This window comes from Desulfurococcus amylolyticus Z-533 (genome assembly GCF_000513855.1).
In the GTDB taxonomy this organism is placed as follows: Archaea; Thermoproteota; Thermoprotei_A; order Sulfolobales; family Desulfurococcaceae; genus Desulfurococcus; species Desulfurococcus amylolyticus.
Genome location: NZ_KI911318.1, coordinates 521,043 through 547,496 on the forward strand (window position 1 = coordinate 521,043; position 26,454 = coordinate 547,496).

Consider the following 26,454-nt stretch of genomic DNA (forward strand, 5'->3'; position numbering starts at 1 on the left):
TCCGGGTGTGTTTTTTGAAGATCAAGATACCCCTCCATGTCTCAGGCTTATGGATCCCCTCTATCTCGTCAAGTTATCTTGAGACAGGTAGCTATGGTGCTGGATTAAACCTAGCCATGTATATAGAGGCCGATATAGTTGATGATAGAGAGTGCGGCATCTACATAAATAATGCTAGGGTTTTAGGGGAACAGTCAATGGAGATATGCAATAACGCTGGTACTAGTATCTCGGTAAATGCATATTCACCCGTCTCACTGGGCAGGGGCTTCGGGATATCGGCTGGGTTACTCATAGCACATGCCCTGGCATCGTATCACGCATTAAAATATTCATCAATGAAGGCTCTTCAATTAGCACATGTCCTTGAAGTAAAATACTTAACAGGCCTCGGCGATGTGTTATCCGAGTATACAGGGGGGTTCGCTATACGCTTAAAGCCAGGGGCTCCAGGGGTGGGCATAGCCCATCGAGTCGTGGTTTTCGAGAAACCAGTACTCATTGTTGGCGAACTCTCAAGTGGTGAATCCACACAGGTGATGCTCTCCCGGATAACCAGCGAGCTATACGAGGTAGCGTTTTCATACTATAAGAAACTCGTGGAAAGCGAGGACTTACTTGACTTCTTTAACTACTCCCAGTTATTCACAAGGAAGGTATTCGATTACAGTGTAGTCGATAAAATACTGAGTGGTAGGAAGGGTATTATATCGTATTATCTTAAGAAGTCCGCCCTAATCATCTGGGTTGAAAAAGAGTATGCCAGCGAGATACACGAGTTATTAAGTAGCAACGGGATAAAGGCATTTGAGACAACGATATCTGATAGAGGTGTAATGGTTGAGCATCCCGGCTAACCATCCACGTAGGGAAAGTCTACTCATAAGGGAGAAACTAGTCGAAGGATATAGGAGGAATATTGTAGCGTTAGAAGGGTTGATAGCTCATGGAAGAGGTGAGTGCTTCGATTACTTACTCGGTGAGAAAACACATGGATTCGCTTTAAAAGCGATTAGAGCGGCCGTTGCACACTTACTCCTGGCCAAGCACCCCGTGATATCAGTCAACGGCAATACAGCGGCCCTGGTTCCACGTGAAATAGTGGAGTTAGCCGAGGTCACTGGGGCAAAGCTCGAGGTAAACCTCTTCTACAGAACCCGTGAAAGAGAGGAAGCCATCGCCAAACACCTCATGGAGCACGGGGCACGTGAGGTATTGGGGGTCGGGGACGATGCATCAGCCACCATACCGGAGCTATTTAGCGAGAGAAGACGCGTCAGCCCTAGAGGCATATTGATCGCCGACGTGGTATTCGTCCCCTTGGAGGACGGGGATAGAACCGAGGCATTGAGGAAGATGGGTAAAACAGTTATAGCGGTGGACCTGAACCCTCTTTCCAGGACAGCCCGTATGGCATCTGTCACAATAGTTGACAATATTGTTAGGGCAGTACCATTAATGATTAAGGAGGCTATACAGCTGAAATCAATGAGCAGGGATAAGCTGGAGGAGATAGTTAGGAACTATGATAATAATAGGGTACTCCAAGAGGCATTGGAGACCATATTGGAGAGACTCAGAGAGCTATCCTCTTCCCAACTAATTCTACGGCCATATTGATGATGCATCCAAGCAATGATATCTGTGAAGAAAATACCTGGTATATGGAGCGGTTCATATAACAATAAATATAGCAGGCCCAGATAGAATCTAGTGGTGGATATCTTGAAGCAATGCCTTAAGATAGGGGGTGTGTGCATAGGGTTCTATGGCGAGGATTTAGTAGCCATCGTGGAGTCATTCACAAACTCGTTTTCACGCAGGTACCTACCCGATCCCCGTCTCTGCGAGCACTGCAATAGTAGAGGTATAGAGGTGTCATGGATAAGGGGGCAGGGTTTTAACGTGGTTGCTGCTGAATATTATAATTCATCCGGCCTCCCGGATAGATACATTGTGGAGGGTGGACCGGTAGAGCCATATGTTAACGAGTCACCGGTCTTCTTCTTGCTTCAAGCGTTATCCAGGAGGCTCTTGCTGGAGAAACGGGTTGTTTTAACTGATTCAATCACTATACATATACCTGGCACCGATAAAGCCATACTGTTACTAGGATATCCTCATACAGGTAAAAGCACTATTGCAAGTATAGCGTATTCAAGAGGCTTCAACCTGCTTTCAACGGAGAACACGGTGGTAGAGGCCTCGGATAATGGACTCTACGTAAAATCCGGTTCCTCGGTGCTTGTCTACGATCCCAGGGTCAAAGACTTGTATGAGGTGAGAATAACACCCCAAGGGAAGACGAGGCATGGTTACGAGATAATAGATATCAATAATAGTGACCGTGAGAAATTATTTGAGAAAGGCGTAAGGATATCATCAATCTACATACTACACACGAGTTTCTCGAGTAGCGGTGTGTCACTGGAACCCGTTAAAGGCAGGAAGATTAGTAAGACTCTATGGTATTTCGCTACAGGGGTGTTGAAAGGAGTCGATTTCTATGAGCCAGCTCCACTGGATATGCCGTTGAATGGGTTGAAAACATGTCTCCTCGAGTTCCTTAATATAGTTAAAAGAATGTATGAGGACAGGGTGTTCGAGGTATTTGGTTCTCCCCTAGAGGTCTTCAATGAGATCACTAGGGTTCGGGTCTGGTGAATACCTGTGATTGCCTGTAGATATTTCTGGCTACCTGCTTCATCCCATTATTTCTTATTCCCCCGCTCTCTCCGGCCTCATCCTTCACAGTAGGGGCACTCAGGGGTGACCCCGGCACCCCGCATACGCTTGTACAGCCTTCAGCCAGATGTTTATCACCCCCACAGAGTCTCTATCCATTTTCAAGCCACATTTTGTACATATGGCTACTCTGCTAACATACCCTAGCCTGCTCCCACACATCGAGCATGTCGACGAGGTGTTCCTGGGGTCTACGAATACTATTGGCGCGTTGTATTCGACTGCTTTGCTAGCGATAGAGTAGACTAGCCCCCTATATGCAAGTCTTGCCAGCTTCCACCTAACGCTATTGTTCTTGCTGTTTACGTTTTCCATAAGCCCGTTGAGGCCTTCTAAGACAATCTAGTATACCCACCCAGAGAATACTAGGGGAAGCTGAAGAAACCACACGGGGAAAAATAAAAGTAATAGTCATCAAGGAAAACGAGTAAAGACGCCAAGAGAATAAAACACATCCAAAACATCTACAAGGAATTCAGAAAGCATTTAGAACCCACAACAGGCTTGAAGTCTCCTCGATATAAAGTCTCCTATTATCCTGGCGACCTCGGGTTTAAACCTGGTGCCTCTATCCATGATGCCTCCTTCAGCCACTGCAACGATCTCGAGCATCTCCTTCCCGAAACCGGCTTCACTCGATAACACGTTGTTACCTATGACGAGGTCGGCTCCATAATCACTTGCCTTCAGAAGGGTTTTCTCAACAAGCTTCTCGCCACCACATGTTTCAGCAGCGAATGCTACGAGTATCCTTGGCCTATTGGCAATGGATTTAATGGTTTTCGGGGTTTGCTCCAGTCTTACCTCAAGGTATGGTTTATCCCTGGTCGATATCTTCTCCGGTGATGAAGAAGCCGGTTTATAGTCTGCTGGGGCAGCCGCGAATACTGCTGCATCATATATTGTCTCATTTGTTAGCTCCCGTATTTTATCAGCCATATCACTCGTTGTCTCGACATGGATGCTTTTAACAAGGTATGGGGGTTTCACAGTCATCGGGCCGTGTACCAGGTCTACCCTGGCTCCTCTGCAAGCCAGTTCCCTGGCTATTAGGACACCCATCAATCCGCTGCTTGGATTGGTTATTATCCTCACCGGGTCTAGGTATTCCCTTGTCGGTCCCGCGGTAACTAGTATCCTCCGGTTCTTTAAGTCTACTCCCCTGTTAACTATGGCGTCTATGCAGTGGGATAAGTCATCTAGGGGAGGATACTTGGCTTTATCCTCTTCTATTAACGGAGGTATTATCACAGCCCCATATTCCTCTAGTTTTCCAGCAGCGTTCTTGTATTGGGGAGAGCTCATTAAGCGGATGTTCATTGCTGGCACTATTATCACCTTCTTACTAGACCCCATCATCGTGGTGGCTGTTAGTGTTAGTAGTTCATCAAGTATACCGTACGCGATCTTCCCCATAGTGTTCAGTGTTGCAGGCGCGATAACCATTGCATCAGCCCATTGTGCTAGATCTATATGCTCTGTTTCCCCGCTCATCTCGTAGAATGGTTTACTACCGGTAGCCCAGTGAACTAGGTCCACACCTATGAGTGAAAGCGATCTCCTCGTCATTACAACTCTAAGATTGCCCCCCATACGTATGAGTCTCCTGGCGAGGTCTATTGATTTATATATTGATGAGCTAGCCGTTAAGCCGAGCAGTATGTTCCTACCCTGGAGGGGTTGATGGAGAAACCTTGCAAGCTCTTCATGGGCCAATTAAATCCCCGATTAGGCTTGATACCTTAAACACTATTTATAAATCATACGAGGGGCTTTAATACACTTAGGGTCATGGCTATGAGCACTGTTACCTCGTATAGTGTTGACGAAATATTTAACCTAGCTGTTAAGAAGTTATCCATGGAAGCTCCAGGATACAGGGTTAGAAACGCGACCAGCGATGATATAACCAGGGTTATCGAGATAAACATGGTTTCACTACCAGAGCATTATCCAAGGAGCTTTTTCGAGGAATTATATGAGGAATATGGGAAGGCCTTCTACGTTGCTGAGGCACCTAATGGTGAAGTAGTTGGTTATATTATGACGCGTGTAGAGTGGAAACCCGGCTTCTTCCATAGGTTTATCGCTAGAAGTGGACACGTTGTAAGTATAGCTGTTCTCAAGGAGCACCGGGGTAGAAGCCTCGGGTATGCTTTAATGGCTTACGCTATGAAGTCCATGTATTATGATTACAAGTGTAACGAGACATATCTGGAGGTAAGGGTATCAAATAACCCAGCTATCTCACTATATGAGAAACTAGGGTATAGAAAGGTTAAGGTGGAGAAAAACTATTACCTAGACGGCGAGGACGCGTATGTGATGGCTAGAGAGCTACCCTAGGAGTGTTTGCCTGAGAATTATTTTTATGGTTTTTATAGTTGTTCCCGGGTTCGTCATGATATGACTTAGAGCCCTCCACGATGGTTCATCCGCCGACTGGATTTGCGGTCTTCTAGAACTTAAAGCTGGTTAATATAGGAGTAGTGTTTTAACCTGGTTCACCATTTTAAACTAAAACTAGGGAAATAGGGGTTGGAAATGGAGTATAAGAGTATCGCTGAGATAATGAGCAATGATAAAATTGGTTCACACGTCTGTATAAGGGGCTGGATATATAGGAGGAGTGTTGTAGGTGGTAAAGCATTTATCAGGGTAAGGGATTCATCCGGGGTAATACAGGTTGTAGTTGATTCAGCCAGGCTTGGAGAAGCCCTTGTAGACGAGTTAAAGGATATAGGCTTGGAGGCGAGCGTTGTTGCTTGTGGAACTGTTAGAAGGGAGGAAAGAGCACCCGGGGGATACGAGTTAGATGTCGACTTCTTTAAAATCATAGGCTATAGCCGGGACTTCCCGATAAAGGGTGGCGAAGGCATAGAATATCTCCTGGATAACAGGCATTTATGGGTAAGGAGCCCAAGGTTCACGAAGATATTTAGGATAAAGCACACGATTCTTCAAGCCGGCAGAGAATACTTCACGAGGAATGGCTGGTGGGAAGTCAACCCGCCGATATTGACTGCATCAGCCTGTGAGGGCGGTGCAACGTTATTCCCCGTTGAATACTTTGAGTCTAAGGCCTACTTGAGTCAGAGCGCGCAATTATATCTGGAGGCACTTATCTATGTTCTCGAGAAAGTATGGAGTCTAACCCCGAGTTTTAGAGCCGAGAAGTCTAGGACTAGGAGGCATCTCGCCGAGTACTGGCACCTAGAGCCTGAGGCAGCATGGTACAGCATGGATGACATGATGAAGGTCGCGGAGGAGCTGGTATCGCATATTGTGACCAGGGTACTTGAGGAAAGGAGGAGTGAGCTAGTAGACCTGGGTAGGGATATCGAGAAATTAAAGCCTGCAATGGAGACGCCCTACCCACGGATAAGGTATGATGAGGCGATAGAGATACTCCAGAAGAAAGGAGTTAATGTTAAATGGGGCGATGATCTAGGCGCGGATGAGGAGAGGATACTCACCATGGAGTTCGAGAAACCGTTCTTCGTGACACACTTCCCAAGGCAGATAAAAAGCTTCTATATGAAGGTTGATCCATCAAACCCCAATGTAGTACTCGGCTTCGACCTCTTAGCGTCTGAAGGATATGGTGAAATAATTGGTGGAGGCGAGCGTGAGGACAGGTATGATGTATTATACCAGAAGATCATAGAGCAAGGATTGAACCCAGAGGACTATAAATGGTACCTGGATTTAAGGAAGTATGGAAGTGTGCCTCACAGCGGATTCGGATTAGGGGTAGAAAGAGTTACGATGTGGATTACTGGGCTGGATCACATAAGGGATACACTACCGTTCCCCAGGTTCAGGGGAAGAATCTACCCGTAGGCTAAAGGGTGTATATATCGTTGGATACTAGGATCGGGGATGAGGTGCTGAATAGGTTAAGGAAGGAGTATAAGCTGGATGCGGATGAATTCGTGGTATCTGAGAGATGTATTCAAAGCAACCGGTTGTTTGAGATAATCACGGCTGTGATTCTAAGCCAGAACACTAGCGATAGAAATGCATGCAGGGCGTTGCAGAAGCTCAGGGAGTTAACCGGTGGAGTCATCACGCCTGAGACAGTGCTTTTGCTACCGGTTGATAAACTAGAGGACGCCTTGAGACCAGCAGGTATGTATAGGAATAGGTCTAGGGTGATCAGGGAGCTCGCCTCCGTGTTTAACCAGGGTGGCTTCCAGGAGAGATTAATCAGCGAGGTGAGTAGGAGTAGTGTAGAGGAGGCACGGAGACTACTCATGGAGCTACCTGGTGTCGGCTGGAAAACAGCGGATGTCGTGTTATTAAGGTATTTCAGAAAACCCGTGTTCCCAGTTGACACGCATATAACCAGGATAACAATGCGGATGGGTTTCACCGGGTCAAAGAGCTATAAGCATATATCGCGGTTCTGGATGGATAATACATCCCCCGGGAACTACCTGGATCTACACTTGTATCTTATAACACATGGTAGGAGAACATGCAGGGCGCGGAAACCCCTTTGCAATAAATGCGTCTTGAGAGACATGTGCAAGTATGGGGTTGACACTGTCGATGACAAGAGGTAGCTTACTAAAGGAATTAGCGAGAGAGATACTTGGAGAGGGGGTTGCCGAGAAGGTCTGGAGAAGGGTTGAGTTCATAGGCGATCTCGCATTAATCAGGACACCGTTGAATATGAGCCCTGAGGAGTTAAAGCCGTTAGCCCTTGAGATTCTGAAGCGCTTTAACTTCGTTAAAAGCGTATGGGCAGCTATCCCAGGAGTAGAGGGGCCTTATAGGCTGAGGAAACATGTGTTGCTGGCGGGAGAGGACAGGAGTGAAACACTGTATAGGGAGCATGGCTGCGTCTTCAAGGTGGATATAAATAAGGTATATATATCTCCCAGCTTAAACTACGAGCACTATAGGATCGCTAAACTAGTGGCTCCTGGTGAGACGGTTTTGAACATGTTTGCTGGTGCCGGGTTGTTCAGTATAATAATAGCTAGATACGCCAAGCCGAGGAAAGTATACAGTATAGATATAAATCCATACGCATACCACTACATGGTTGAAAACGTGAGGTTGAACCATGTGGAGGACGTGGTCGAACCCATCCTAGGCGATGCTGGTGAGGTAGTGAATTCAAGGCTCACTAATACAAGCGACAGGGTGTTAATGCCGTATCCTGAACTGGCCCTCGACTATCTCGACAAGGCATTGATGGCGTTGAGGGATGGAAGAGGATGGATACACGTGTATCTACATGTTAAAACGGCGAAGGGGGAGCATTATTTAACCAAGGCTGAACAACTAGTGGCTGAAAAACTTGCCTCACTCGGTGTGAGAAATTATGATATTTCAAGTAAGAGGAAGATAAGGAATGTAGGGCCACGTACTCATCAAGTAGTAGTGGATATTAAAATATTGTAGAGATTATAGAGATATCATAACCAGGTGTGTTTCATGAGGGTGCTTAGAGTATTTTACGTGGCACTAGTAGTGGTTCTCCTATGTTTACAATACGCAACCCCCCTTATCGTGCACGGGGAGATAACGCCTCGTGAGACATGCAGCATTCTCTACTTTATCAATGCTATAAAAGTCTATAACTCCCTGATCAACGATACCCTACTGCTTGAGACACCGCAGAATATCACGTTAAACACCGGTCTTCGTCAGGAATCCACCCCTATATACGTGTACAACCTTGGGTTCAATGAAACCCTGGGATCATATGTCTTCAATGTCTCAGCTGGTAATGGCTTCTTCGGCTTCTTCATCTCAAGGATTAAAGTGTGTTATAGTGATAACTCAATGATACTCGGATACTATAGGCTTGCATTAAATAATCCAGGCTACAGCATAAGCAATCAAAGCATACCAGGCGACATCACCACGGAGTACGTGAAAACACCATATAGTAGGGTTATAGAGGTCGTGGTGCCGGCTTTCGAGGATTGGTTTAAGAACAGGTATAATTCATCAGTGTACTCAGCAAGTAAGCTCGGGATAGCGGTTAATGCCGCCTACTTTATATACACAGAGTACTTTACATATAATGCATCATCTCTCCCGAGGACTATTGATGAAGTAATCGAGTCCAGGCAAGGAGATTGCGATGACATGTCGCGTGTACTGGTTGAGCTACTCAGCCACTATAATATACCGGCTATAATAGGATACGGCTACGTGTATATCCCGGATTTAAAGCTTGAGACAAATCTTGGAAACGTCACATATTACTATGTGTACAACGGCCCCCACGCCTTTGTCCTAGCCTATATTCCAGGCCTTGGATGGGTTTCACTGGATTTCCTCGCCAGCTCTCTACTTGAATACCCCTTTGTGTTCGAAGGATACACACGTGAAACAATTGTAAATGAGTCTGAGGTTCAGGAAGTAGTGGACTTCCATAAGAAAATATCAGCTACCCAGGTCTTCATCGTGGTTGATGAGGAGAAATACAGGAATATGTTTGGAGAATCGATCAGTAGTCTTCCTTCGAAAATAGAGAAATATATTGAGGGAGTATCCGGGGGGCCCGATGAAACCACCGTGTCCAGTTCCACTACAACTACTCGATCAGAGGCCCCTGCATCAACCACCACGGTAACGAGGAATAGTGAGCCAGGTATCAGAGGCCCCGGCTCCGCGTTAATAGCTATAATGCTATTGTCTGTGTTAGTTGTAGCCGCGGGGATAGCCCTGCTGGTTCGGAGAAGTACTACGTCTTCTTCTTTCTTCTCTCCTTCTCTCCTGTTTCAACCTCATATACCCTGATTCCTACGCCGAGCAACCTCATCAATACCGCCTCGATGAATCTTATGTGCGAGCCCTTCTGACCCACGAAAGCGCCATATCCTTCGCTGGATACTTTAACAGCTAGGTTGGGGCCGGCGAAGTCTACATCTATGATATGCTTATGTATCCAGCTTACTGGATGCATGGCCCGTATCAATGGCTTAAAGTCAAGTGTTAACTCTACGGCCCTCAGCTTGTAGCCGGTGTCTTTCTCTATCCCGGTAATTCTCTCACCGCCTTTACCAATGAGCCTGCTTATGTATCCTTCCTTGGTAATGATCAAGGCATCTGGCACACTATCCTCTGAGATATCGTGTTGCCTCTTAAGCTCAACGAATTCGACTACGGTCACTATGTCTGCATCTGGCGCCCTTATTCTTGCTGCTTCAAGTATCTGTTTCTCTGCTTCACTGAGGGCCCTGGCTCTTACCCTGGACTCTAGTAGTAGTTTAATCCCTCTCCTAGCACCCGGCCTCACGATATCTTTTAATCCTAGATCTATCACTTTCGCTGAGTCCTCTCCGAGTAATAGCTCTCTAAGCGTGCCCGCAGAGTCTCTGCTACCAGTTGTCCTCTGGAACACTGGGTCTCCAGCTATTATTAGCCTACTGTTCCTACCTATCCTCATAACTATCTCGATAGCGCTTTCAACCGGTATGCTCTGCGCGTCATCGAGGAATATCACCGAGTCATCGAATGTCCTGCCGCGTAGATAATGTGAATCCGTTATAACAATCAATCCCTTATCCATTAACTCTTTGATGAGGCTCCACTCAGCTACACCGGATATTATATCCTGTATGTATGAAGATGCCAGTTGATAATATAGATCGCCCAGGTCCGCTGTAGTAAGCTCCTTACCTGTAACAACATCTATGAGGGGACGTGATATTATGAACCTCTTATACCTATTGTTCACCACCGAGTCTATGCCGTACAGTATACTTAGCAGGCTTTTACCCGATCCCGTAGGGCCGAATAAGCCTATTATCTCATACTTTTTATCGCTTAAAGCATTTATCACCTCTTCCTGACCCGGTGTCTGAGGGCTTATCTTACCAAATATATTAGTAGCCATAACCTTCACCCTGTGTCCCATGATATAATGGTAAAAATATACCAGGGTTATTAAGGATCCGACCTCCTCTCCACCCTGAAGGACAGGGCCTTCTAGTTATAATGGGGAGTACTGTATATGTTTCCGAGACAACGATCACCAAGTACGGGGAAGACGGGGTGGCGATATACTTGCCAAAAGAACACTAGGAGAAGCTGGGGAGGTACCATGGGGAAGGGTTAGGGTGCAGGTAGTGATAGAACCAGGATAGCTATGTATAGCCTGTAGTAGCTAAAACGCCTGTAAACTTTTCAGTTAGTTAACAGACCGTAATAGAGTCTCCAGCTTTCCCCTGATATTTTCTTCTTTGATCACTGAGAAAGCCTCCACATGCCTAAGGGTTGAATCTATCTCCCTAGATAGCTCTTTCTTCGATACCCCGCTTATCTCGAGTGCTTTGGACAATAGATCCATATTAATGACGTCTGCCCATGAGAATAACAATGTGATGCCGTAGGTTATATATGGGTATAGTCTTAGAGACAATAGCTTTACTATCAAATACTCCAGTTGTGGTATGTAGAATTCGAAGGCCTCATCCATGTATTTCACTGGGGATTCAACTATCTCGTGATCCAGGTTGTTTTTCTCGGCTTCAATCACCAGGAGAGGCATGGTCCTAGTTGAGACAGCAACAATCCTGTTTCCCACTAATTGCTCTCTTGCCTTCGAGTATTCCTCCTGTATGTTGAAGGACTCTAGTAGCATATATAATGCGTCATCAAGGCATGATGAGGATGCGAGGACCCTTATCTCTGATAAAGGATTTACTAAACCATATAGGCTTGTCGCCACGTCATTTAAAAAGACAACAATGCATCTATCTCCAGCAAGCCTCCTTGATATCAGAGTTAAATTATTGAAAATGGTTAAAGGTATGTAGGGCTCCAACTATACTGCCTCTATTGGTGCGGTTAGATACGATATCCTCCCGTTTCCTATCTTAAACTCCATTTTGAGAGGCATTTTACTAGCGAATTCCAGTGTAACCACGTCTGAGACCTCTGTAATACTGAGGATCGTGGAGAGCTTTACGACGTCATAGATGGATTTAGACGGCTCCTTCACATCCATGGATAACAGAGCTGTTGAACCAGCTGCGAACTTGACCTCGACCTTTCCAGAGCCCACTGCCCTGAAAACCATTAGATCATTTGATGGGGCATCTATCTCAATAAGGCTTCCCACGCTCTCAACATCTTCAAGGGCCTTCTTCACGTTTGATGAGACTAGTTGAGCTGATACCTTGAATTCCAGGTTGAATTCAGGTATCTCGGGTACTGAGACATCTAGGTTCCTGAACTTGAACCGTCTTTTCGCGACACTGCTGACAGTGAACTCTATGAACTCTCCATTTGACTCTATGATAAGGTTCTCGCCTTTCCTAAGGTGTTTTAGAACTTTTTTGATATTGCTGATTGAAACCCCCAGGATTTCCTCGCTATCTACAGTGTACTCGAGAAACATATCGGCTGGTAGGAAAACCTCGATGTAGGATGATTGATCAACGTCGAGTGCTTTAAGGGAGACACCGTTACTAGTAACTGTAAACGCGACTTCATCGGCTAGTTTTCCAACGGACTCGATTATTTTCCTGAATATTTTCGCTTCAGGTAAAACCATCCTCACCATGTTATTCTCCCTATCAATAATACTAGTGTCTAGAATTATAAATGATTTTAAGTTGAGAAGTATTTAACTACCTCCTCTAGCTCGTTCTCGTCTCCCTCAATGATGATTTTCACTGGTCCCAGTGGTGATTCTTTCTCACTATCTATTAGCGAGAGCTTCCCAGCGTATGCAGCCTGCTTATGTAGTAAAAGAGTTATTGAGGTAGTGGTCCTGTACTTGATAAGGTAGTTTTTCAGAGCTGGCTCAACCTGTTGAGTTTTTGCGAGGTTTTTCAATGGCTTCAACGATTCAATAGTGGGGGAGACCCCTTTAACCACCCTGTACTTGTTGCCTAGTTCCTGGATTATTATATCCCCGGCGAAGATGTTTTTCACAGCCTTCTTCACCTTCTCAGCGTCCTCGGTTGGCCTTACCTCGGCTTCAACTATTATTCTAACCATGTTTCTCCACCACTTCCCTCAGTATTCTAACGGCTTCTTTTTTAGCATCCTCGATGCTTGACTCATTAACTATCATGTAGTCGGCTAGAGCTATCACGCTACCTACACCGAACTCCAACTCCGTCATATCACGCTTAAGGAACTCACTGTATGAAGCTGGATCCCCGGGCCTCTTCCTCTCCAGCAGCCTCTTGAACCTTGTCCTTGGTGAGGCATGTACTGCTATTATAATGACTTCGCCGTGCCTCCTGAATTCATTCACCTCGATAAGGCTTCTAACGCCATCTATAACTACGGCGCCCTCCTTCTCTCTTATCCTTTCAATTGTTTTAACAGCTATAATGTTGTCGCCGCGTTCTCTCCGTAGATCCCTTGACGTGGAGACCATGAGCTCCGGTGTGATAATGCCGTATCTTTTACTCGTCTCTTCCCTTACAACATCGCCCATGGTGTAGACAGGTAGGCCGAGGCCCCTTGCTACTTCAACAACCACGCTCTTACCGGATCCAGGCATCCCCACGATTAGTATGAATAACATGAATACTACACCAGCTGGTTTAGGATAGTTAATATATTTTGGAGGCGTTTTAATGTTTCATAGAGTTAGGGGTGGTGTCATTGAGCGGTGAGATCATAAGGTGCTTCATAGCCATCGAGCTGAAGAATCAGGAGGTCCTGAGAAGACTCATCGAGGTAAGGGATAAGATAACTGCCACCGGGGTGGATCTAAAGCCTGTTGAAGACGAGAATATTCATTTAACCCTGAGATTCATTGGTGAAGTACCACGAAGCGTCGTTGACGAGGTGTGCGGCTTCATAAACACGATCTCATACAAGGGGTTCAAAATACATGTTAAGAACATAGGGGGCTTTCCAAGTCTTGAGAAGCCAAGGGTGATCTGGGCTGGGGTTGAGGAAGGGAGTGATGAGTTATTGGAATTATACAGGATCGTGGAGGCTGGGTTAAGGAGGATCGGTATTAAACCTGAGAGGGAGGAGTTCACTCCACATATAACCCTAGCCAGGGTCAAGGGGTATAGGGGTATTGAGAAACTCGTGAAGACGCTTATGGAGCTAAGGGGGACGGACTTCGGGTATTCACCGGTGGAGGAGGTAATAGTTAAGAAAAGCGTCTTAACGCCGCGTGGACCAATATATAGCAATATATGCGTGAAAAAGCTTGCCTAGCAGTGGTGGATTATTGAAATGACTGTCAGCGAGATCGAGGAGGCTGTGCTTAAAACAATCAAGCCCAGCAGGGAGGAGTACGAGCATGTACTAGGTGTATACCGTGTGATCGCTGATGCTATAAACACCGTGCTGAGAAAGCATGGTGTCGAAGCCGAGGTAACTCTTCAGGGAAGCATAGCGCATGATACATGGCTATCTGGAGACAGGGATATGGATGTATTCGTCCTGTACCCTGAATCATGGAGTATCGAGGAGTTGAAGAGTAAAGGGTTTAAGCTAGTGGTTGAAGCCGCGGAGAAACTTGGGATATATGAGTTAAGGTATGCTGAACACCCCTATGTAAGGGTCAGGATCAGTGATGTTGAAGCAGATATCGTGCCAGCGTTCAACATATCAGACCCGGCACATATTAGAACAGCTGTGGATAGGACGCCGTTCCACACGAGGTACATTAGGGAGAGGCTCACGGATGAGATGAGAGACCAGGTTAGATTATTAAAGAAGTTTATGAAAGGTATTGGGGTATATGGTGCCGAGGTCAAGACAAAGGGGTTCAGCGGCTATGCTGTGGAAGTACTTATAGCCAGGTATAATTCCATGAGGAGGGTTCTCGAGGAGGCATCTAAATGGAATCCCCCGGTTTACATTGACTCGATAAACGTTGGCGAATCTTTCTGGAAGGGGTTTAGGAAAAAGTATCCTGACTCAGTAATATATATGCCGGACCCGGTGGATCCCATGAGGAATGTAACGGCAAATGTATCGATGAAAAGCCTTGCAATATTCAGCCTGGCATCCAGGTGTTATCTCACGCATCCATCACTAGTATTCTACGGCTTAGAGTACGAGGGTTCATCTATAGATGATGTGAAGAAGAAGCTCGCGGATAGATGCATAGTCCTAGTTGAGTACATGCTGGAGGAGAGACTGCCCCCTGATGTTGTATGGGGCGAGTTGAACAGGGTTAGGGATACCATGGTTAAGCTCCTCGAGAACTTTGATTTCCACGTAATCGATTCATTATCGTGGACCGACGAGGACAGGTACTGTGCTATATTATTGGAGCTTGATTCCTGTAGTCTCCCAGTATATAAACACTATAAGGGTCCCTCTGTGAAGCACTGGGAGAGATCACATAGCTTCATATCGAAGCATCTTGGTAGAGGGATCGGTGTATGGGTTGATGAGAAGGGCTCCCTGAACGCGTTATCCCTTAGAAGATACATTAATGTAAAGCAAATACTGGAGGAGGAAAGCCGATGGTACTCGGTTGCGCCACACTTTAGGGATATAAAACCATCGGTGAAGGCCTTAAGCGAGGAGGTGATAGCAGAGTTATCGGGAAGAGGGGCTTTACGATGGATTTCAGAATTTATATTGAAGACCCCTATATGGATGGTGAAGTGCATTTCCTAGTCAACTACCCCCGGGATGAATACATATATAGAGTACTATGCTTCCCGGCATGCAATAGAAGAGATTTAATAGTTGAGAGAACCCTGGAGCTGATTAAGGAGGGCTTCATATACCTGTTGGAGACAGGCCAGGTAATACACGGTGTCAGGGTGCTTGGGAAAGGCTACTCCTCGATAATCGTGGTGGCTTACCATACAAGGCATGGCTTAGGCGTGTTAAAGATAAGGAGAACGGATAGTCGAAGGGATGACTTATCCAGGGAGGCTGAGGCAATGATGAGGGCCAGCGGCTCCGGTGTCACGCCCAGACTATACATGTATAGCCGAGACTACTTGTTTAGAGAGCTAGTGAACCCGGTTACGTGTCGATCGCTGGAGGCTCTCCTCACAGATTTATTTAGAACCGGCGACATGGATAGGGTTAAACAAGTGATTTACGAGGTTCTCGTAGCATTAAATAGGCTTGACTCGATACGCATAGACCATACCGAGCTCAACAGGCCTGGTAACCACGTCTTCATCTGTCCCGATGGGATGAAAATAATAGACTGGGAGAGCGCGAGGAGGTCTGTGAAGCCGAGTAATCTCTCCTCGTTTATCTCTTACCTACTCTACCGGTTCAGATATCGCAGTGAATTAATCAGTAGACTGGGCTTGGAGAGGGAGAAGATATTAAGGCTACTCAGGAGGTATAAGGCCGAGTATAGCTTGGAGGCACTAGGTGAAATAATTGACTCTATGCATTTAGTTTAGTGGAGGCGGCTTCGCTAGGTATGCCTCCCACGCCTCCTGGTATGGCGTGCTTGAACTGTATTGTGCCACGTATTATTATCCTACTCTTTATTTCACTCGGTAATGGTACCTCAAGCATGGACTTACACCTGGGGCATATGCCACCGTATATCCTGTAAACCTCCTCGGGTGTGGGCACTCCATAATAGTCTTGCCCCACCCTCGTGAATTCGAATAGTATGAACCCACAGCTTTTACACCTATATTTTATAGGCATAAGTATCACCTATGTAATATTCTCGTATTACTTGGTAGTTAAAGAGCAAGGGTTATAATATATTTAAATAAATAATGTAAACATCTCAACATATAATACTATTATTATTACGCTATTATTTAATCAATCATATAATGTATTACGTCCAAGTAATTTAAATATGTTTCAAGTACGGTGAAAATGAATACCGCCTGAACTCGGGTAGTCTTAGACAACTAGGACCACGTTCAATGCTGCAGGGTGCAGCCTGGGGGGCTCCCTAATATATAAGGTGATCATGTGGTAGGTAATCAACTGGTAGCATCACTGCGATGGTAGACCGGTATGACTCTGGTTAATCATGTTGCAGCATTAATTATATTGGCTTGGATTATAGGGGGATTGATAATTAGGTCGCGGAGGCCAAGCATACCCATATGGGCGATAATGGCGGCTGCTTCAACCCTCACTGTCTTAACTGGTTTAGAGCCGTTTGATAAGCTTGGTGAAGCCATAGATCTCGATGTAATATTATTCCTGATAGGCATGTTCAGCCTGGTTGGGCTCGCCGAGGGAAGCGGCCTACTGAAAGTCATAGCTATTAAACTGGTTTCCAGGGCCGGGTCGACCCGTGGGATACTGGTGTCTACATCCATAGTACTGGGGCTACTGGCAGCGTTCGCTGTTAATGATACAGTTGCATTAATGGGGCCTCCAATAGTCTATACGATGGCTAAGATAACAGGAGTGGATCCGGTGCCATTCTTTCTAATACTAGCATTCGCAATAACAATAGGCTCAGCCATGACGCCCATGGGTAATCCACAGAACCTACTCATCGCGATAGAGTCGGGTATCACAGCGCCATTTATGAAGTTCATGAGCGTCCTCATTGTTCCAACACTTGTAAACCTCGTGCTCACACCACTTGTAGTCATGAGGCTGTATAATATTGAGAACCGTGTGTTAAAGGGGTTTATCATTATCCCCGAGGAGCACTTGAAGAACAAGCGGGATGCACTGGTTTCAGGGGTGTTCTTCACTGTTACAATAGTTATCCTGGTGGTGAACGATATCCTTGAAATAATGGGGTTTAAATGGATAGAGCACAGGGGATTCATACCCTTCATAATGGCTTCACTCGCATATATTCTCTCATCGAATCCAAGGGATACTCTTAGCAGGGTGGACTGGGGTACTATAGTGTTCTTCATAACGATGTTTATAACCATGGATGGTATATGGAGAAGCGGCGTCTTAACCCCCCTGTTAAACATCTTCATGAGTGCGAGGTACGGGGACTACAGGGACGTCTTATCAATAGCTGCTTCATCCATAGTTGTAAGCCAGCTCATCAGCAACGTCCCCTTCACAAAGCTCTTCATAGACTACATGCACTCACTCGGCTTCACAGGGAGAGATGTAAACGCTTGGCTCTCACTAGCAGCGTTCAGCACAATTGCAGGCAACTTAACGCTTCTCGGCGCAGCATCAAACATAATCATCCTAGAGGTGCTTGAATCAAAGTACTCTAAGACCATATCGTTCAGAGACTTCTTTAAAGTGGGAAGCGTGGTGACCGCGGTAAACACCCTAATATATATCCCATTCATACTTGCCTCCCCGCCCTGAATGGCGAGGCTCTTACCAGCGTGCTCTGATACAACAAGCTTTGGATCCTTGTGGTGCTTCATGAATGAGGCTAGATGAATGAGAGCGCTTCAGCTGACATTCTTCCAGTTTCTTCTCAGCTCCTTTAAGCATATGCTCCTTCAGTCCCTCCTCGATGATTTTTATTTATTGCTGGTTTGGCTTTATGTATTAACACCTATGAGCTCTTTCAGCCTCTTTGGAATTTTGGCGGAAACTGTTTCAAAAATTTTAATACTTAGGGGAAGAAGTTACTTAGGGGGGTAAGTAATGGGTTACTTCAGTCCTGAACCTATAGAGGAGGAAAGCCGACTTCTTCGACATGGAAGAAGAGTGGAATTTACTAGAGAGATCACTTGAAAAAGATAAGCTAACCATAGTCACGGGGCTGAGGAGGTATGGAAAGACATCTCTTATTCTCACATATCTTAACGAGATCTTCCTGGTAACGGGTCTTGAGAGCTATAATGGGATAGCTTACTACTAAGAGGCCTATGCTAGTGGAGTAATTAGCTTATATGGGTCACGGGATCGGTTAACATACTTGTACACAGTGATCCAGCTGAGTCAACTATCTCCGGGCTTATGAGCGATTCTATCCCTACTTATAGTATTTTAAAGAGCTTTCTGTGATACGATCTTGGATAACCTATACGGGTATTTAATAGTAGGATTATAGGGATCGCTAGCAGAAGCTCTACATATTGGGTCTATGGGATTCTTCAGTAGATTGGGTGGGATTTATGAGAGATACGTTAATTGGGCTTAGACGCTAGGCAACTATTTAAGCTTCATCTAAAGAATGTGGGAAACACTAGGTATGTGAATGTTTTTATAGAAAGTCTCCTAAGTTGTTTTAAATGGTGGTAGGATATTTGAGAAGATTTGGGACGGGTTTGTCACCTTAGGAGAGGTGCGAACGGTTGAAATGCCTAGGGTTATAAGTGTGTTACACCACCCACTAGCCTCTCTGGAGCCCGGGAGGTTAGCTGAGGAGGAAAATAATGGCTGGCACTTTAGATCCGCTAAAGCCCTTGCTAAATACTCTGGCTATACAACTGTGGCGGTGAGACCCGGTAGTTCTAGTGAGTGGATATCTAAGTTTATAGATGGAGTATTAACCGTTATTGTTCCATCAATAGACCTCCCGCCAGGCAAGAAATTTAGAGGGCGGATCGCTATTTCACCAGCTTTAGCAAGAGTTGTTAGAGGTTTTGTAGAGAGACTAGATTTCATACCCTATATACATGAATATAGAGCGTTGAATTCCGAGCTAGTGGCTAGAGTGTTAATCGATCACCCAATGATCCTTCAGCACCATGGTTCTAGACCTCCAGGCGGGCTCACGCTGGGGGATCCTATAGTTTCTGTTAAAGAGCTCAACAGGTTTAGGAGGGAGGCCTTCCTCAGAAAGGTTAAAGGAGTATTCTTTGTGCTCAATAGGTATGAAGAGTATTACTTAAGGAGTATTCTCGGGGTAGACGCCGAGGTCAGGATCAGAACTATGTGTGTTGATTTCGATGAGATCAAGCCGTTGAGCCCTGTGGAAAAGCTAGCGGTTAAGAGAAGTCTCGGGCTTAGAGGAGACGAGATTTTGATAACTACGTACATGGGTGTGTTTGGCGAGGAGTTCAGTAGTTTGAAAGGTGCCCATTACATACCCAGGATCTGGAGAGCTTTGAGAAATAGGTTTAGCGATAGGATAAGAATGGTTGTTACAGGCGTTGGAGAGCCGTATGCAGCAGTGTTGAGGAGGGCCGGGATTATAGCATGCAGGAGACTGCCACATAGAGACTTCATAAAGGTTGCTGGGGCTTCAGACATATATTTTCTCCCAGCAACCTCCGGGTATAGATATGGCGGTATTAGTGTAGCTATTATGGAGGCCATGGCTCTAGGAATACCTATAATCAGCCCTACACTAAAGGAGTTCCCTGAGCCTGAGGGGATCAGGGATATAGGTATAGCTACTAAGTGGGTTGATGATGAGTCTTCATTGAGCAGGTTTATTGATGATTTAATCTATTTAATCGAAAATAAAGACTCATACAGGCCATGGGTTATCAGAGAGCTGGGTATGAAATACTATTCTTGGCAGGTTTTCACAAGAGATTTTAGAGAGGCTCTCGGCAAGCTGTGAGGATTACAGTATTAATGCTGACTAGCGGAGCAAAAGAAAGACATGTTTTCGTCAAGGCCTTTTCGAATCCATACCTAGGCAAACAGTTAAATCTGGCGAGGTATTTATAGCAACGGGAACTAACCGTTCTAGCATGGTATGGTTAAGGATAATTATTTTAATGATAGTGTCATTATTGAGGATGGGAGGTCCTAAATAAGGGGTGTGTTAAATGGCTGATAGGGCTACTATTGCTGTAGTTACTGAGCCTTTTAAACCGTTTTTTGGAGGAGCTATTAGAGCTTCGAGGTCTATAGAGGCTTATAGGAAAAGCTTCGATGTTCTTGTCTACGAGCTGATTAGAACTAAATCCGATCCTACCTATTCTAGGGATAGGAATGTGGTGAAAGTATACAGCGGCCCTGTTCTAAGGGCTCTTTACAAGCTGAGGCTTGAATTCCTCCCAGGGCTGACACCCAACGGTATTTCGAAAAGGATGGTAAGGATTGGGAGGGATGTGTCGAAAACAGATGTTAGGGCTGTAGTCTCCCTTCACGAGGGTCTCGAACTCCTCCGCCTATGCTCTATTCTGAGAGAGGAGTATGAAGCTAGATCAGCGGCATTACTGCAATTACCGGTGTTTATCAGGGATAGGAGGAGATAGGGGGAGATAATAAGAGCGTATGATAAGTGGTATTCAGCCCTCTACCCGGGCTCGGTTAAAGAGCTGGCTGGGAAGGTTAGGACAAGGGTCGAGCTCTCTGTTTTGAGTAGCAGGAGTGTCGCCAGGCTCCTCCGTAGCTACGACCTACTGATCTCCGTGAGCAGGTCTACAGGTTATGAAATGGGGCCTGAATGGGAGTCTAGGATACACGCCCTAGACCCCGGGGTGGGCATCAACGAGGAAGACCTCGGCTTAATCAAGACGGTTAAAGAGAGGGCTGTTAAAGAAGACTTCATCGTTTTCGGAGGCAGGATAGACCCCCTTAAAGGCTTTATCGAGGGCTTAGAAGTCTTCAAGGCGATTGCTAGAGCCTACAGGGATATCAAACTAGTAGCTACAGGGCGGGTGAACCCTTCCCTGAGAGAGAGGATAGTGCGCTATGCGAAGAGGATTGGTTTAGAAGACAGGCTCGTCTTACCAGGCGCTGTCCCCAGGATAGAGCGGTTCAGGTATGTTGCTAATGCGAGGCTAGTGATATACCCTAGCCATATGGATTCATACTCCTACGCTGTCCTAGAAGCCCTCTACCTAGGAACCCCTGTAGTAGCCTACGATATCCCTGCTCTGAGATTCAACTATGAGGGTGCCAAGGGCCTAGTCCTCGTTAGGGAAGGGGATGTCGAAGGATTGGTTGTCGAAGCCTTAAACATACTCGGGTCTAAGGATATTACAGTATCTCCTCCTAGGAAGGTGAAGAAATGGGATGAGATAGCAAGAGAAGAGGTTTCGCTAATAGAGAGGCTTGTAGAAAGCTAGATGTTTCTAATTAGAGTTGCCTGGTTCACGTCATACCGGACTAGTCTACTATTGTATAGAATCATTCATTTAAATTATTCCGGAGCAAATACTGTAGCTCGAGGGTTCGGAATCTATGTATACTCCCCGGAGGGTTCTAATGCTCTAGCTCTACTATCCGTCTCTCTACCAGCACTATTCTTATACTGGAAGAAAACAGCAGAGAAAACGCTGGCTCCAACAACCCTGTCTGCCACGTCGCAGAGTCACGCGGGCACTGGTACAAGTGTTTACTCGGCTATAGCGTGCTACCGGGGATTTCACAGGCCTCGGGAGATACCTGCTAATATTTAAACCAGCGTACAAGACATTAGACATAATAATAGCATTAAAGAGCTGCCCCTTTAAGTGTTGAATGCTTCAACGAGTATATAATATAAGATCCATAGCATATACATATATGATAAATATATCTATCAAGGAGCTAAGTTAATATTTTCCTTTTTTACTTCTAATAAGACTTGAATCAAGTAATCGCTTGATCCAGCTTTCAGGGTGGGTGGCTCCATGTATAGTGATCTCAAGGCGAGGATAGTTGAGGTAGCGAGGTTCCTAGAGGAGAAGGGGTTGAATCATGGGAGATCAGGTAATATAAGTATAAGGATACCTGGAGTAAACCACGTACTCATAACGCCCAGCGGCCTGGTTAAATCCAGGCTGAATATAGAGGATATTGTCGTAGTAGATCAAAACGGTGTGGTCATTGAGGGACGTAACAAGCCCTCCTCTGAGATCAACCTACATCTAGCTATATATAGAGCCCGCATGGATGCGAACGCTGTAATCCATGCTCACACCATTTACGCCACAGCACTAGCTGTAGCACGTAAACCGCTTCCAGTCATAATCGAGGAAGCAGTGCTAATACTCGGAGGCGATATCAGGGTAGCCGAGTTTGCTCCATATGGTACAACACAATTAGCCGAGAACGCTGTAAAAGCCCTTGAAGGACGTAAATCAGTACTACTAGCAAACCACGGCGTCATAAGCATTGGGGAGAGCCTCGAGGACGCACTCGAAGCACTAGTCTTAACCGAGAGGCTCTCCCAGGTATACATATTATCGGAGCTCCTAACAAACGGGAAGACCCCGCTAGTACCGGATCACGCGATAACCAGACTCATAAGAAAATAAAATACCCTACAGCCTTCGTCTATTATCGAGTTCGTGAATCAAATACAACATATTTATCGATCCCGTGAGGAAACTCGAGTTCAATAAAACATATCATAAACCTAGAGAATTAATCCTAGCACTGTAAGTAGTGTTGTGAACATTGACGCCCATATATTTTTGGCAAATACGATCTCTGAAAGACCTTTAAAACCAGGTTTCACTGCTATAAGGTTTCCCTCTTATTCCGACTTCGCGATCTCAGCCAAGGAGTCTATATCTTTTCACGCCTATCTCCAGCCATCTAGCGTTTTTAGCTGGGTTTCTAATAGCAATCAGCTTGGGTTCCTTAGCTATGTTGAATACTATATATAGCCAGTAGTTATCGCCCAGCTTCTTCGCGTAGTCGAACTCCGTCTCTGTCAGCTCAACGCTTATATCGCTCTCGCTCCTCCCCTTGACCTCTATATATCTCGTCTCTCCCGTCTTTGGATCAACGCTTCTAATATCATAGTGTTCAAATCTACTGACATCCTCTGGTACTCTACCACAATTCTTCTCGTATTCCATAGCTATTTCCATAGCCCTCTTCTCAATTTCTTGAATAGCTATTGGTGGAGGCGGAGTCGTAGCCGTGGACCCCGGCCTTGCGCCGATAATGTATATCCTACCAATCTCCTGGGCTTCTACTGAAACCCCCTTCGACGACCTCGGTTCCCAGTTAGTATGCTCGCTACCGAAACCCTTCTCAACCGAGTTTATATAGCTTAGGAACGGGTTTATGAGGTAATTTACACTATCTCTACCTTTTGAACTAGCCTTATGCCTAGAATGATCTTCTGCATGAGACACCTCGTGGGCGACTGTATAAATATTTTCTATTAGTACGGCTAAGACCTCGAGTAGCTTGGGGCCTCTCAATATTTCTTTCACTCCCTGAGCATTCCAGGCAACCCCGACGACCTCGCTGTAGAACGGCCTCCCACCGTTATTCGCATAAACTATATATAGGATCAGCTCGTTGAAATCCGCCTGCGGAGGCTTAGATATTACTACTAGTCTCTGAGCCGGCCACTCGATATCTCTTACAATATTTTCTATCGATTTATAGATTTTCACTATATTACCCTGCTCGATTACAAAGGAGCCCGCAAATATCTTGTCTCCATCGATCCTCACTTCGTATCCTGCTATTTTTGAAAGAGAAATAAACAATTTTTTCAATGCTTCCTCCGCCTCTACCCCACTTAGCCCGCCGAGAACATCGGTTAACAATTTTTGGATCTTCAGCCTCCTATCCCCTCTCTCCGCCCTTATACTCTCAGCTGTCTTCTTGAGCTCTTTCAGCACCGCCAGGATCTTAGTAATGTACTCCTCCAGGGCTTTTCCACCACCACGAATATACTCTAGCCACGCTTTGTACTCGCTGAACCGCACCCTCTCCCCCTTCTCATTTGTTACAGGCGTGAAGACTGCTAGGTCGATGTTTGCCCCCGCCCCCTTACTCAAAAAGTCTATTTCAAGCTCTTCACCGATCGGGACAGCTTTTTCGATCCCGGAGATATACCATGATAACAGCTTCGCGTACAAGACTTCCAGGGCTTTATAATCGCTTTCAACTGGGAGCAGTATTGTATAGCTGTAAACATCTTTCTCCTGACCAAGCCTCCAGACCCTTCCAATCCTCTGGACTATTTTAATCGGGCTCCAAGGAGGCTCGTAGTGTATAACGATGTTTGCCTTCTGGAGGTTTAATCCTTCTGCAGCAATATCCGTCGACACTATAACGTCTACACGGCCTTTAGACAACCACTCCTTAACATCTTCGATATCATATTGTCTCGGGGTCTTTGAACTATCCCATGAGGGTACAACACCGTCGGATGTTATTAGAACCATCTTCTTCGACCACTTCTCAGGCAAGGCCTCCTTCAGCCCTTCGAATACGTAGCTAGCGGTGTCCTTGAATTCCGAGAATACAACTATCTTATCGCCTTTCTCGAGATGCTTATTTACAATATTCAAAACTGTAGCTAGCCTAGAATCTTTTTTACTAGTGATAATATCCATTGCCAGTCTATGGAGCTCTTTAAGATCCTCTATATCTACGTCTGTTAGAATTACCGAAGCCTTCTCAACGAAGCTATTGATAATATCGTCTATATCCTTCTTCATATCCTCTTCGCTGGCGAATTCTTCATAGCCTCCGTAACCCATAAACGTCTCAGCGATCTCATCCGCCTCCGAATCAAGCTCTTTCACGTCTACCCCGGCACCGCCTTTCTCCAAAGCCGCTAACATCGCCGATCTCCTGAGTATTATTCTATCCAGGGTGGCTAGAGCTGCCTTAGGGCTTGAGGAAGCTCTCTTAGCTATTAAGACAAGCAGGAGGCCTAGCGCAGATGGTTTCTCACCGATCCTACCATAATAATTTATTAACACATTTCTAAGGAACTCTACAAGCTTCTCGTGAAACTCTATCTCTACCCCACTAGCCTTAGTGATTCTCGCCTTGAACACACACTGCTTGAATATCGGCTTCTTCTCATACAATTCATTTACACCCATCTTTGTTCTCCTGAAAACTAGAACGCCGTTTATCAGCCTATAGAAGCTCTCTGAATCAAGCTCTTTCACGCCCGCTTTCAGAAACGGGTCTACAAGCTTCAGCCTCTCAATATAGTCCTCGGCCTTCCCTCTATGGGGGGTTGCCGAGAGTAGGAGGATGTTCGTGTTTTGCCTAGCTATCTCGGATACGAATTTATACCTCTGGGTCTCCATATTACCTACTTTACCAACCCTGTGAGCCTCGTCAACAACTACTATATCCCATTCCACCTCAGCTACATCCTTTTTATACTCATCCCTCTTCACAAGATCTATAGATGCTATGTATACGCCTTGCGGGAATCCGAGCTTCTTCAACCTATCTATAGTATCCCTCTCTATTCGATATATGCCGTCTCTCGGGAAACCCGTTCTCAAAAGTTCTCCAACCCACTGGTCGATGAGAACCCTTGGAACTAGTATAAGCACTCTTCCAGCAACACCTAGCTCGCGGAGGTATTTGATAACCATTATTGCCTCGATTGTTTTTCCTAAGCCGATCTCGTCTCCTATTAAAACCCTTATCGGATTCCTTGGGAAAAGATATGCGAGAAGCTCTATTTGATGCGCATACGGGTACACCGGGTCTTCTAAGGGAGATTGACGCAGCATAAATATGTATGGGTGGTATCTATAGCCTTCTAGAACCTTTTTAACCAGATAGAGGGCCGGACTACCCGCCTCATATCCTGTATAGTGTTCTGAACGATTTTGCAACTCTATATACACCCCAGTAGCCGCTGTTTTCGTATGCATAAATAAGCTTCGAATACCAGAAGACTGTTTCTATCTCACTCATTTTAGCCACTAGCTCGCGAATCTCGTATGCACCTGGATCGATGTACTGCCTTATCCCAGTGTAGACGATGGCTCTCCTGATATAGTAGTCGGGGTCGCTCCCATACACTACAATAATGTTGTCGCTTATTCTCTTATACTGTGCAGATATACTGTCTAGAAAGGATGCTATATGCCCTTTCCCAACCCTAGCCTCGAAGAAAGGCTTCACCCCCCTCACAGGCCCGGAATGATAGAATCTGGAAACCTCGATCCTTCTCCTCCACTTTTTACCAACGGTCTTATACCCGAAGACGATGTATCTTTCCAGAGGGGTCTCAGACGACATGTCCCA

Annotated in this window: 27 protein-coding genes; 17 read left to right on the plus strand and 10 right to left on the minus strand. The window is 45.6% G+C overall.

Features of this window, described 5'->3' with window-relative positions; translation table 11 throughout:
• Positions 1 to 5: 5 nt before the first annotated feature.
• From SPHMEL_RS02815 to SPHMEL_RS02825, 3 genes are all read left to right on the plus strand, one after another.
• The gene (locus tag SPHMEL_RS02815; protein ID WP_232216728.1) at positions 6 to 857 is read left to right on the plus strand and encodes a pantoate kinase; all 852 of its coding nucleotides are present in this window, start codon (positions 6 to 8) and stop codon (positions 855 to 857) included.
• Positions 841 to 1,620, plus strand: coding sequence for a 4-phosphopantoate--beta-alanine ligase (locus SPHMEL_RS02820; protein ID WP_042667268.1), 780 nt, complete (start codon positions 841 to 843; stop codon positions 1,618 to 1,620). The genes SPHMEL_RS02815 and SPHMEL_RS02820 overlap by 17 nt, the downstream gene beginning before the upstream one ends.
• 96 nt (positions 1,621 to 1,716) lie before the next feature.
• Positions 1,717 to 2,664, plus strand: a complete 948-nt coding sequence (locus tag SPHMEL_RS02825) for a hypothetical protein (protein WP_232216805.1) — start codon at positions 1,717 to 1,719, stop codon at positions 2,662 to 2,664.
• Positions 2,665 to 2,763: 99 nt separating this feature from the next.
• On the opposite strand, the gene SPHMEL_RS02830 is transcribed toward SPHMEL_RS02825, so the two are convergent.
• Together SPHMEL_RS02830 and coaBC are read right to left on the minus strand one after the other, a co-directional pair.
• Complete coding sequence (locus tag SPHMEL_RS02830) at positions 2,764 to 3,087, minus strand: zinc ribbon domain-containing protein (protein WP_338084907.1); 324 nt, start codon at positions 3,085 to 3,087, stop codon at positions 2,764 to 2,766.
• 144 nt (positions 3,088 to 3,231) lie between these two features.
• Positions 3,232 to 4,461 carry a bifunctional phosphopantothenoylcysteine decarboxylase/phosphopantothenate--cysteine ligase CoaBC gene (gene coaBC, locus SPHMEL_RS02835; RefSeq protein WP_042667272.1) on the minus strand — a complete coding sequence of 410 codons (1,230 nt, stop codon included), beginning with the start codon at positions 4,459 to 4,461 and terminating at the stop codon, positions 3,232 to 3,234.
• A gap of 81 nt (positions 4,462 to 4,542) precedes the next feature.
• On the opposite strand from coaBC, the gene rimI reads away from it, so the two are divergent.
• The 5 genes from rimI (at position 4,543) to SPHMEL_RS02860 (ending at position 9,510) form a co-directional block, all read left to right on the plus strand.
• Entirely contained in the window at positions 4,543 to 5,091 is a 549-nt protein-coding gene (rimI, locus tag SPHMEL_RS02840; protein ID WP_156915414.1) for a ribosomal protein S18-alanine N-acetyltransferase, read from the plus strand.
• 198 nt (positions 5,092 to 5,289) lie between these two features.
• Positions 5,290 to 6,588 carry an asparagine--tRNA ligase gene (asnS, locus tag SPHMEL_RS02845; RefSeq protein WP_042667273.1) on the plus strand — a complete coding sequence of 433 codons (1,299 nt, stop codon included), beginning with the start codon at positions 5,290 to 5,292 and terminating at the stop codon, positions 6,586 to 6,588.
• 20 nt (positions 6,589 to 6,608) lie between these two features.
• The gene (locus SPHMEL_RS02850) at positions 6,609 to 7,313 is read left to right on the plus strand and encodes an endonuclease III domain-containing protein (RefSeq protein WP_042667275.1); all 705 of its coding nucleotides are present in this window, start codon (positions 6,609 to 6,611) and stop codon (positions 7,311 to 7,313) included.
• Positions 7,300 to 8,160, plus strand: coding sequence for a class I SAM-dependent methyltransferase (locus tag SPHMEL_RS02855; RefSeq protein WP_042667277.1), 861 nt, complete (start codon positions 7,300 to 7,302; stop codon positions 8,158 to 8,160). Before SPHMEL_RS02850 ends, SPHMEL_RS02855 begins: the two co-directional genes overlap by 14 nt.
• Before the next feature lie 33 nt (positions 8,161 to 8,193).
• Positions 8,194 to 9,510: a transglutaminase-like domain-containing protein gene (locus SPHMEL_RS02860; protein WP_042667278.1), complete on the plus strand. Its 1,317-nt coding sequence runs from the start codon at positions 8,194 to 8,196 to the stop codon at positions 9,508 to 9,510.
• On the opposite strand, the gene SPHMEL_RS02865 is transcribed toward SPHMEL_RS02860, so the two are convergent.
• The 5 genes from SPHMEL_RS02865 to SPHMEL_RS02885 form a co-directional block, all read right to left on the minus strand.
• Positions 9,455 to 10,609 (minus strand): PhoH family protein, encoded by a 1,155-nt coding sequence (locus SPHMEL_RS02865; protein WP_042667279.1) that lies wholly within the window; start codon positions 10,607 to 10,609, stop codon positions 9,455 to 9,457. The two genes, SPHMEL_RS02860 and SPHMEL_RS02865, sit on opposite strands and share 56 nt — an antisense overlap.
• Positions 10,610 to 10,903: 294 nt before the next feature.
• A complete protein-coding gene (locus SPHMEL_RS02870; RefSeq protein WP_042667281.1) occupies positions 10,904 to 11,539 on the minus strand; it encodes a hypothetical protein in 636 nt (211 codons plus the stop codon).
• Positions 11,540 to 12,280, minus strand: a complete 741-nt coding sequence (locus SPHMEL_RS02875) for a DNA polymerase sliding clamp (protein WP_012607993.1) — start codon at positions 12,278 to 12,280, stop codon at positions 11,540 to 11,542. It lies immediately after the preceding gene.
• Positions 12,281 to 12,327: 47 nt separating this feature from the next.
• A complete protein-coding gene (locus SPHMEL_RS02880) occupies positions 12,328 to 12,720 on the minus strand; it encodes an RNA-binding domain-containing protein (protein ID WP_042667283.1) in 393 nt (130 codons plus the stop codon).
• A complete protein-coding gene (locus SPHMEL_RS02885; protein ID WP_042667284.1) occupies positions 12,713 to 13,258 on the minus strand; it encodes an AAA family ATPase in 546 nt (181 codons plus the stop codon). The genes SPHMEL_RS02880 and SPHMEL_RS02885 overlap by 8 nt, the downstream gene beginning before the upstream one ends.
• A 74-nt stretch (positions 13,259 to 13,332) precedes the next feature.
• Between SPHMEL_RS02885 and thpR the strand changes: the two genes are divergently transcribed.
• Genes thpR through SPHMEL_RS02900 form a run of 3 tightly spaced genes read left to right on the plus strand, consistent with a single transcriptional unit; the run spans position 13,333 to position 16,079 of the window.
• On the plus strand, positions 13,333 to 13,908 hold the full coding sequence (thpR, locus tag SPHMEL_RS02890; protein WP_232216806.1) for an RNA 2',3'-cyclic phosphodiesterase: 576 nt from the start codon (positions 13,333 to 13,335) through the stop codon (positions 13,906 to 13,908).
• 18 nt (positions 13,909 to 13,926) lie between these two features.
• Complete coding sequence (gene cca / locus SPHMEL_RS02895; protein WP_042667286.1) at positions 13,927 to 15,327, plus strand: CCA tRNA nucleotidyltransferase; 1,401 nt, start codon at positions 13,927 to 13,929, stop codon at positions 15,325 to 15,327.
• Positions 15,270 to 16,079: a serine/threonine protein kinase gene (locus SPHMEL_RS02900; protein WP_232216729.1), complete on the plus strand. Its 810-nt coding sequence runs from the start codon at positions 15,270 to 15,272 to the stop codon at positions 16,077 to 16,079. The genes cca and SPHMEL_RS02900 overlap by 58 nt, the downstream gene beginning before the upstream one ends.
• On the opposite strand, the gene SPHMEL_RS02905 is transcribed toward SPHMEL_RS02900, so the two are convergent.
• A complete protein-coding gene (locus tag SPHMEL_RS02905; RefSeq protein WP_042667287.1) occupies positions 16,063 to 16,335 on the minus strand; it encodes a hypothetical protein in 273 nt (90 codons plus the stop codon). The genes SPHMEL_RS02900 and SPHMEL_RS02905 overlap by 17 nt on opposite strands.
• Positions 16,336 to 16,659: 324 nt before the next feature.
• Here SPHMEL_RS02905 and SPHMEL_RS02910 point away from each other — a divergent pair, with 324 nt between their 5' ends.
• The 6 genes from SPHMEL_RS02910 to SPHMEL_RS02930 all read left to right on the plus strand — a co-directional run bounded on the left by SPHMEL_RS02910 (position 16,660) and on the right by SPHMEL_RS02930 (position 22,736).
• Positions 16,660 to 17,946, plus strand: a complete 1,287-nt coding sequence (locus SPHMEL_RS02910; RefSeq protein ID WP_042667288.1) for an ArsB/NhaD family transporter — start codon at positions 16,660 to 16,662, stop codon at positions 17,944 to 17,946.
• 340 nt (positions 17,947 to 18,286) lie between these two features.
• Positions 18,287 to 18,451 carry a hypothetical protein gene (locus tag SPHMEL_RS07285; protein ID WP_156915415.1) on the plus strand — a complete coding sequence of 55 codons (165 nt, stop codon included), beginning with the start codon at positions 18,287 to 18,289 and terminating at the stop codon, positions 18,449 to 18,451.
• Positions 18,452 to 18,892: 441 nt separating this feature from the next.
• Entirely contained in the window at positions 18,893 to 20,104 is a 1,212-nt protein-coding gene (locus SPHMEL_RS02915) for a glycosyltransferase (protein WP_042667289.1), read from the plus strand.
• 211 nt (positions 20,105 to 20,315) lie between these two features.
• Positions 20,316 to 20,747 (plus strand): hypothetical protein, encoded by a 432-nt coding sequence (locus tag SPHMEL_RS02920; RefSeq protein ID WP_042667290.1) that lies wholly within the window; start codon positions 20,316 to 20,318, stop codon positions 20,745 to 20,747.
• Between the two features lie 102 nt (positions 20,748 to 20,849).
• Positions 20,850 to 21,563, plus strand: a complete 714-nt coding sequence (locus SPHMEL_RS07050; RefSeq protein ID WP_051400987.1) for a glycosyltransferase family 4 protein — start codon at positions 20,850 to 20,852, stop codon at positions 21,561 to 21,563.
• 546 nt (positions 21,564 to 22,109) lie between these two features.
• Positions 22,110 to 22,736: a class II aldolase/adducin family protein gene (locus SPHMEL_RS02930; protein ID WP_042667291.1), complete on the plus strand. Its 627-nt coding sequence runs from the start codon at positions 22,110 to 22,112 to the stop codon at positions 22,734 to 22,736.
• A 240-nt stretch (positions 22,737 to 22,976) separates the two neighbouring features.
• Here SPHMEL_RS02930 and SPHMEL_RS02935 read toward each other — a convergent pair whose 3' ends face one another.
• Both SPHMEL_RS02935 and SPHMEL_RS02940 read right to left on the minus strand, forming a co-directional pair.
• Positions 22,977 to 26,039 (minus strand): protein NO VEIN domain-containing protein, encoded by a 3,063-nt coding sequence (locus SPHMEL_RS02935; protein WP_042667292.1) that lies wholly within the window; start codon positions 26,037 to 26,039, stop codon positions 22,977 to 22,979.
• Positions 26,005 to 26,448, minus strand: coding sequence for a hypothetical protein (locus SPHMEL_RS02940; protein ID WP_042667293.1), 444 nt, complete (start codon positions 26,446 to 26,448; stop codon positions 26,005 to 26,007). The genes SPHMEL_RS02935 and SPHMEL_RS02940 overlap by 35 nt, the downstream gene beginning before the upstream one ends.
• Positions 26,449 to 26,454: the final 6 nt, after the last annotated feature.

Excerpts from the sequence above, each read along its gene's own strand:
- asnS (WP_042667273.1), top strand. The coding sequence starts at position 5,290 with ATGGAGTATAAGAGTATCGCTGAGATAATGAGCAATGATAAAATTGGT.
- SPHMEL_RS02915 (WP_042667289.1), top strand. The coding sequence starts at position 18,893 with ATGCCTAGGGTTATAAGTGTGTTACACCACCCACTAGCCTCTCTGGAG.
- SPHMEL_RS02940 (WP_042667293.1), bottom strand. The coding sequence starts at position 26,448 with ATGTCGTCTGAGACCCCTCTGGAAAGATACATCGTCTTCGGGTATAAG.
- cca (WP_042667286.1), top strand. The coding sequence starts at position 13,927 with ATGACTGTCAGCGAGATCGAGGAGGCTGTGCTTAAAACAATCAAGCCC.
- SPHMEL_RS02910 (WP_042667288.1), top strand. The coding sequence starts at position 16,660 with ATGACTCTGGTTAATCATGTTGCAGCATTAATTATATTGGCTTGGATT.
- SPHMEL_RS02880 (WP_042667283.1), bottom strand. The coding sequence starts at position 12,720 with ATGGTTAGAATAATAGTTGAAGCCGAGGTAAGGCCAACCGAGGACGCT.
- SPHMEL_RS02855 (WP_042667277.1), top strand. The coding sequence starts at position 7,300 with ATGACAAGAGGTAGCTTACTAAAGGAATTAGCGAGAGAGATACTTGGA.
- SPHMEL_RS02920 (WP_042667290.1), top strand. The coding sequence starts at position 20,316 with ATGGCTGATAGGGCTACTATTGCTGTAGTTACTGAGCCTTTTAAACCG.
- SPHMEL_RS02900 (WP_232216729.1), top strand. The coding sequence starts at position 15,270 with ATGGATTTCAGAATTTATATTGAAGACCCCTATATGGATGGTGAAGTG.
- SPHMEL_RS02885 (WP_042667284.1), bottom strand. The coding sequence starts at position 13,258 with ATGTTATTCATACTAATCGTGGGGATGCCTGGATCCGGTAAGAGCGTG.
- SPHMEL_RS02905 (WP_042667287.1), bottom strand. The coding sequence starts at position 16,335 with ATGCCTATAAAATATAGGTGTAAAAGCTGTGGGTTCATACTATTCGAA.
- SPHMEL_RS02930 (WP_042667291.1), top strand. The coding sequence starts at position 22,110 with ATGTATAGTGATCTCAAGGCGAGGATAGTTGAGGTAGCGAGGTTCCTA.
- SPHMEL_RS07285 (WP_156915415.1), top strand. The coding sequence starts at position 18,287 with ATGGAAGAAGAGTGGAATTTACTAGAGAGATCACTTGAAAAAGATAAG.
- rimI (WP_156915414.1), top strand. The coding sequence starts at position 4,543 with ATGAGCACTGTTACCTCGTATAGTGTTGACGAAATATTTAACCTAGCT.
- SPHMEL_RS02875 (WP_012607993.1), bottom strand. The coding sequence starts at position 12,280 with ATGGTGAGGATGGTTTTACCTGAAGCGAAAATATTCAGGAAAATAATC.
- SPHMEL_RS02860 (WP_042667278.1), top strand. The coding sequence starts at position 8,194 with ATGAGGGTGCTTAGAGTATTTTACGTGGCACTAGTAGTGGTTCTCCTA.
- SPHMEL_RS02865 (WP_042667279.1), bottom strand. The coding sequence starts at position 10,609 with ATGGCTACTAATATATTTGGTAAGATAAGCCCTCAGACACCGGGTCAG.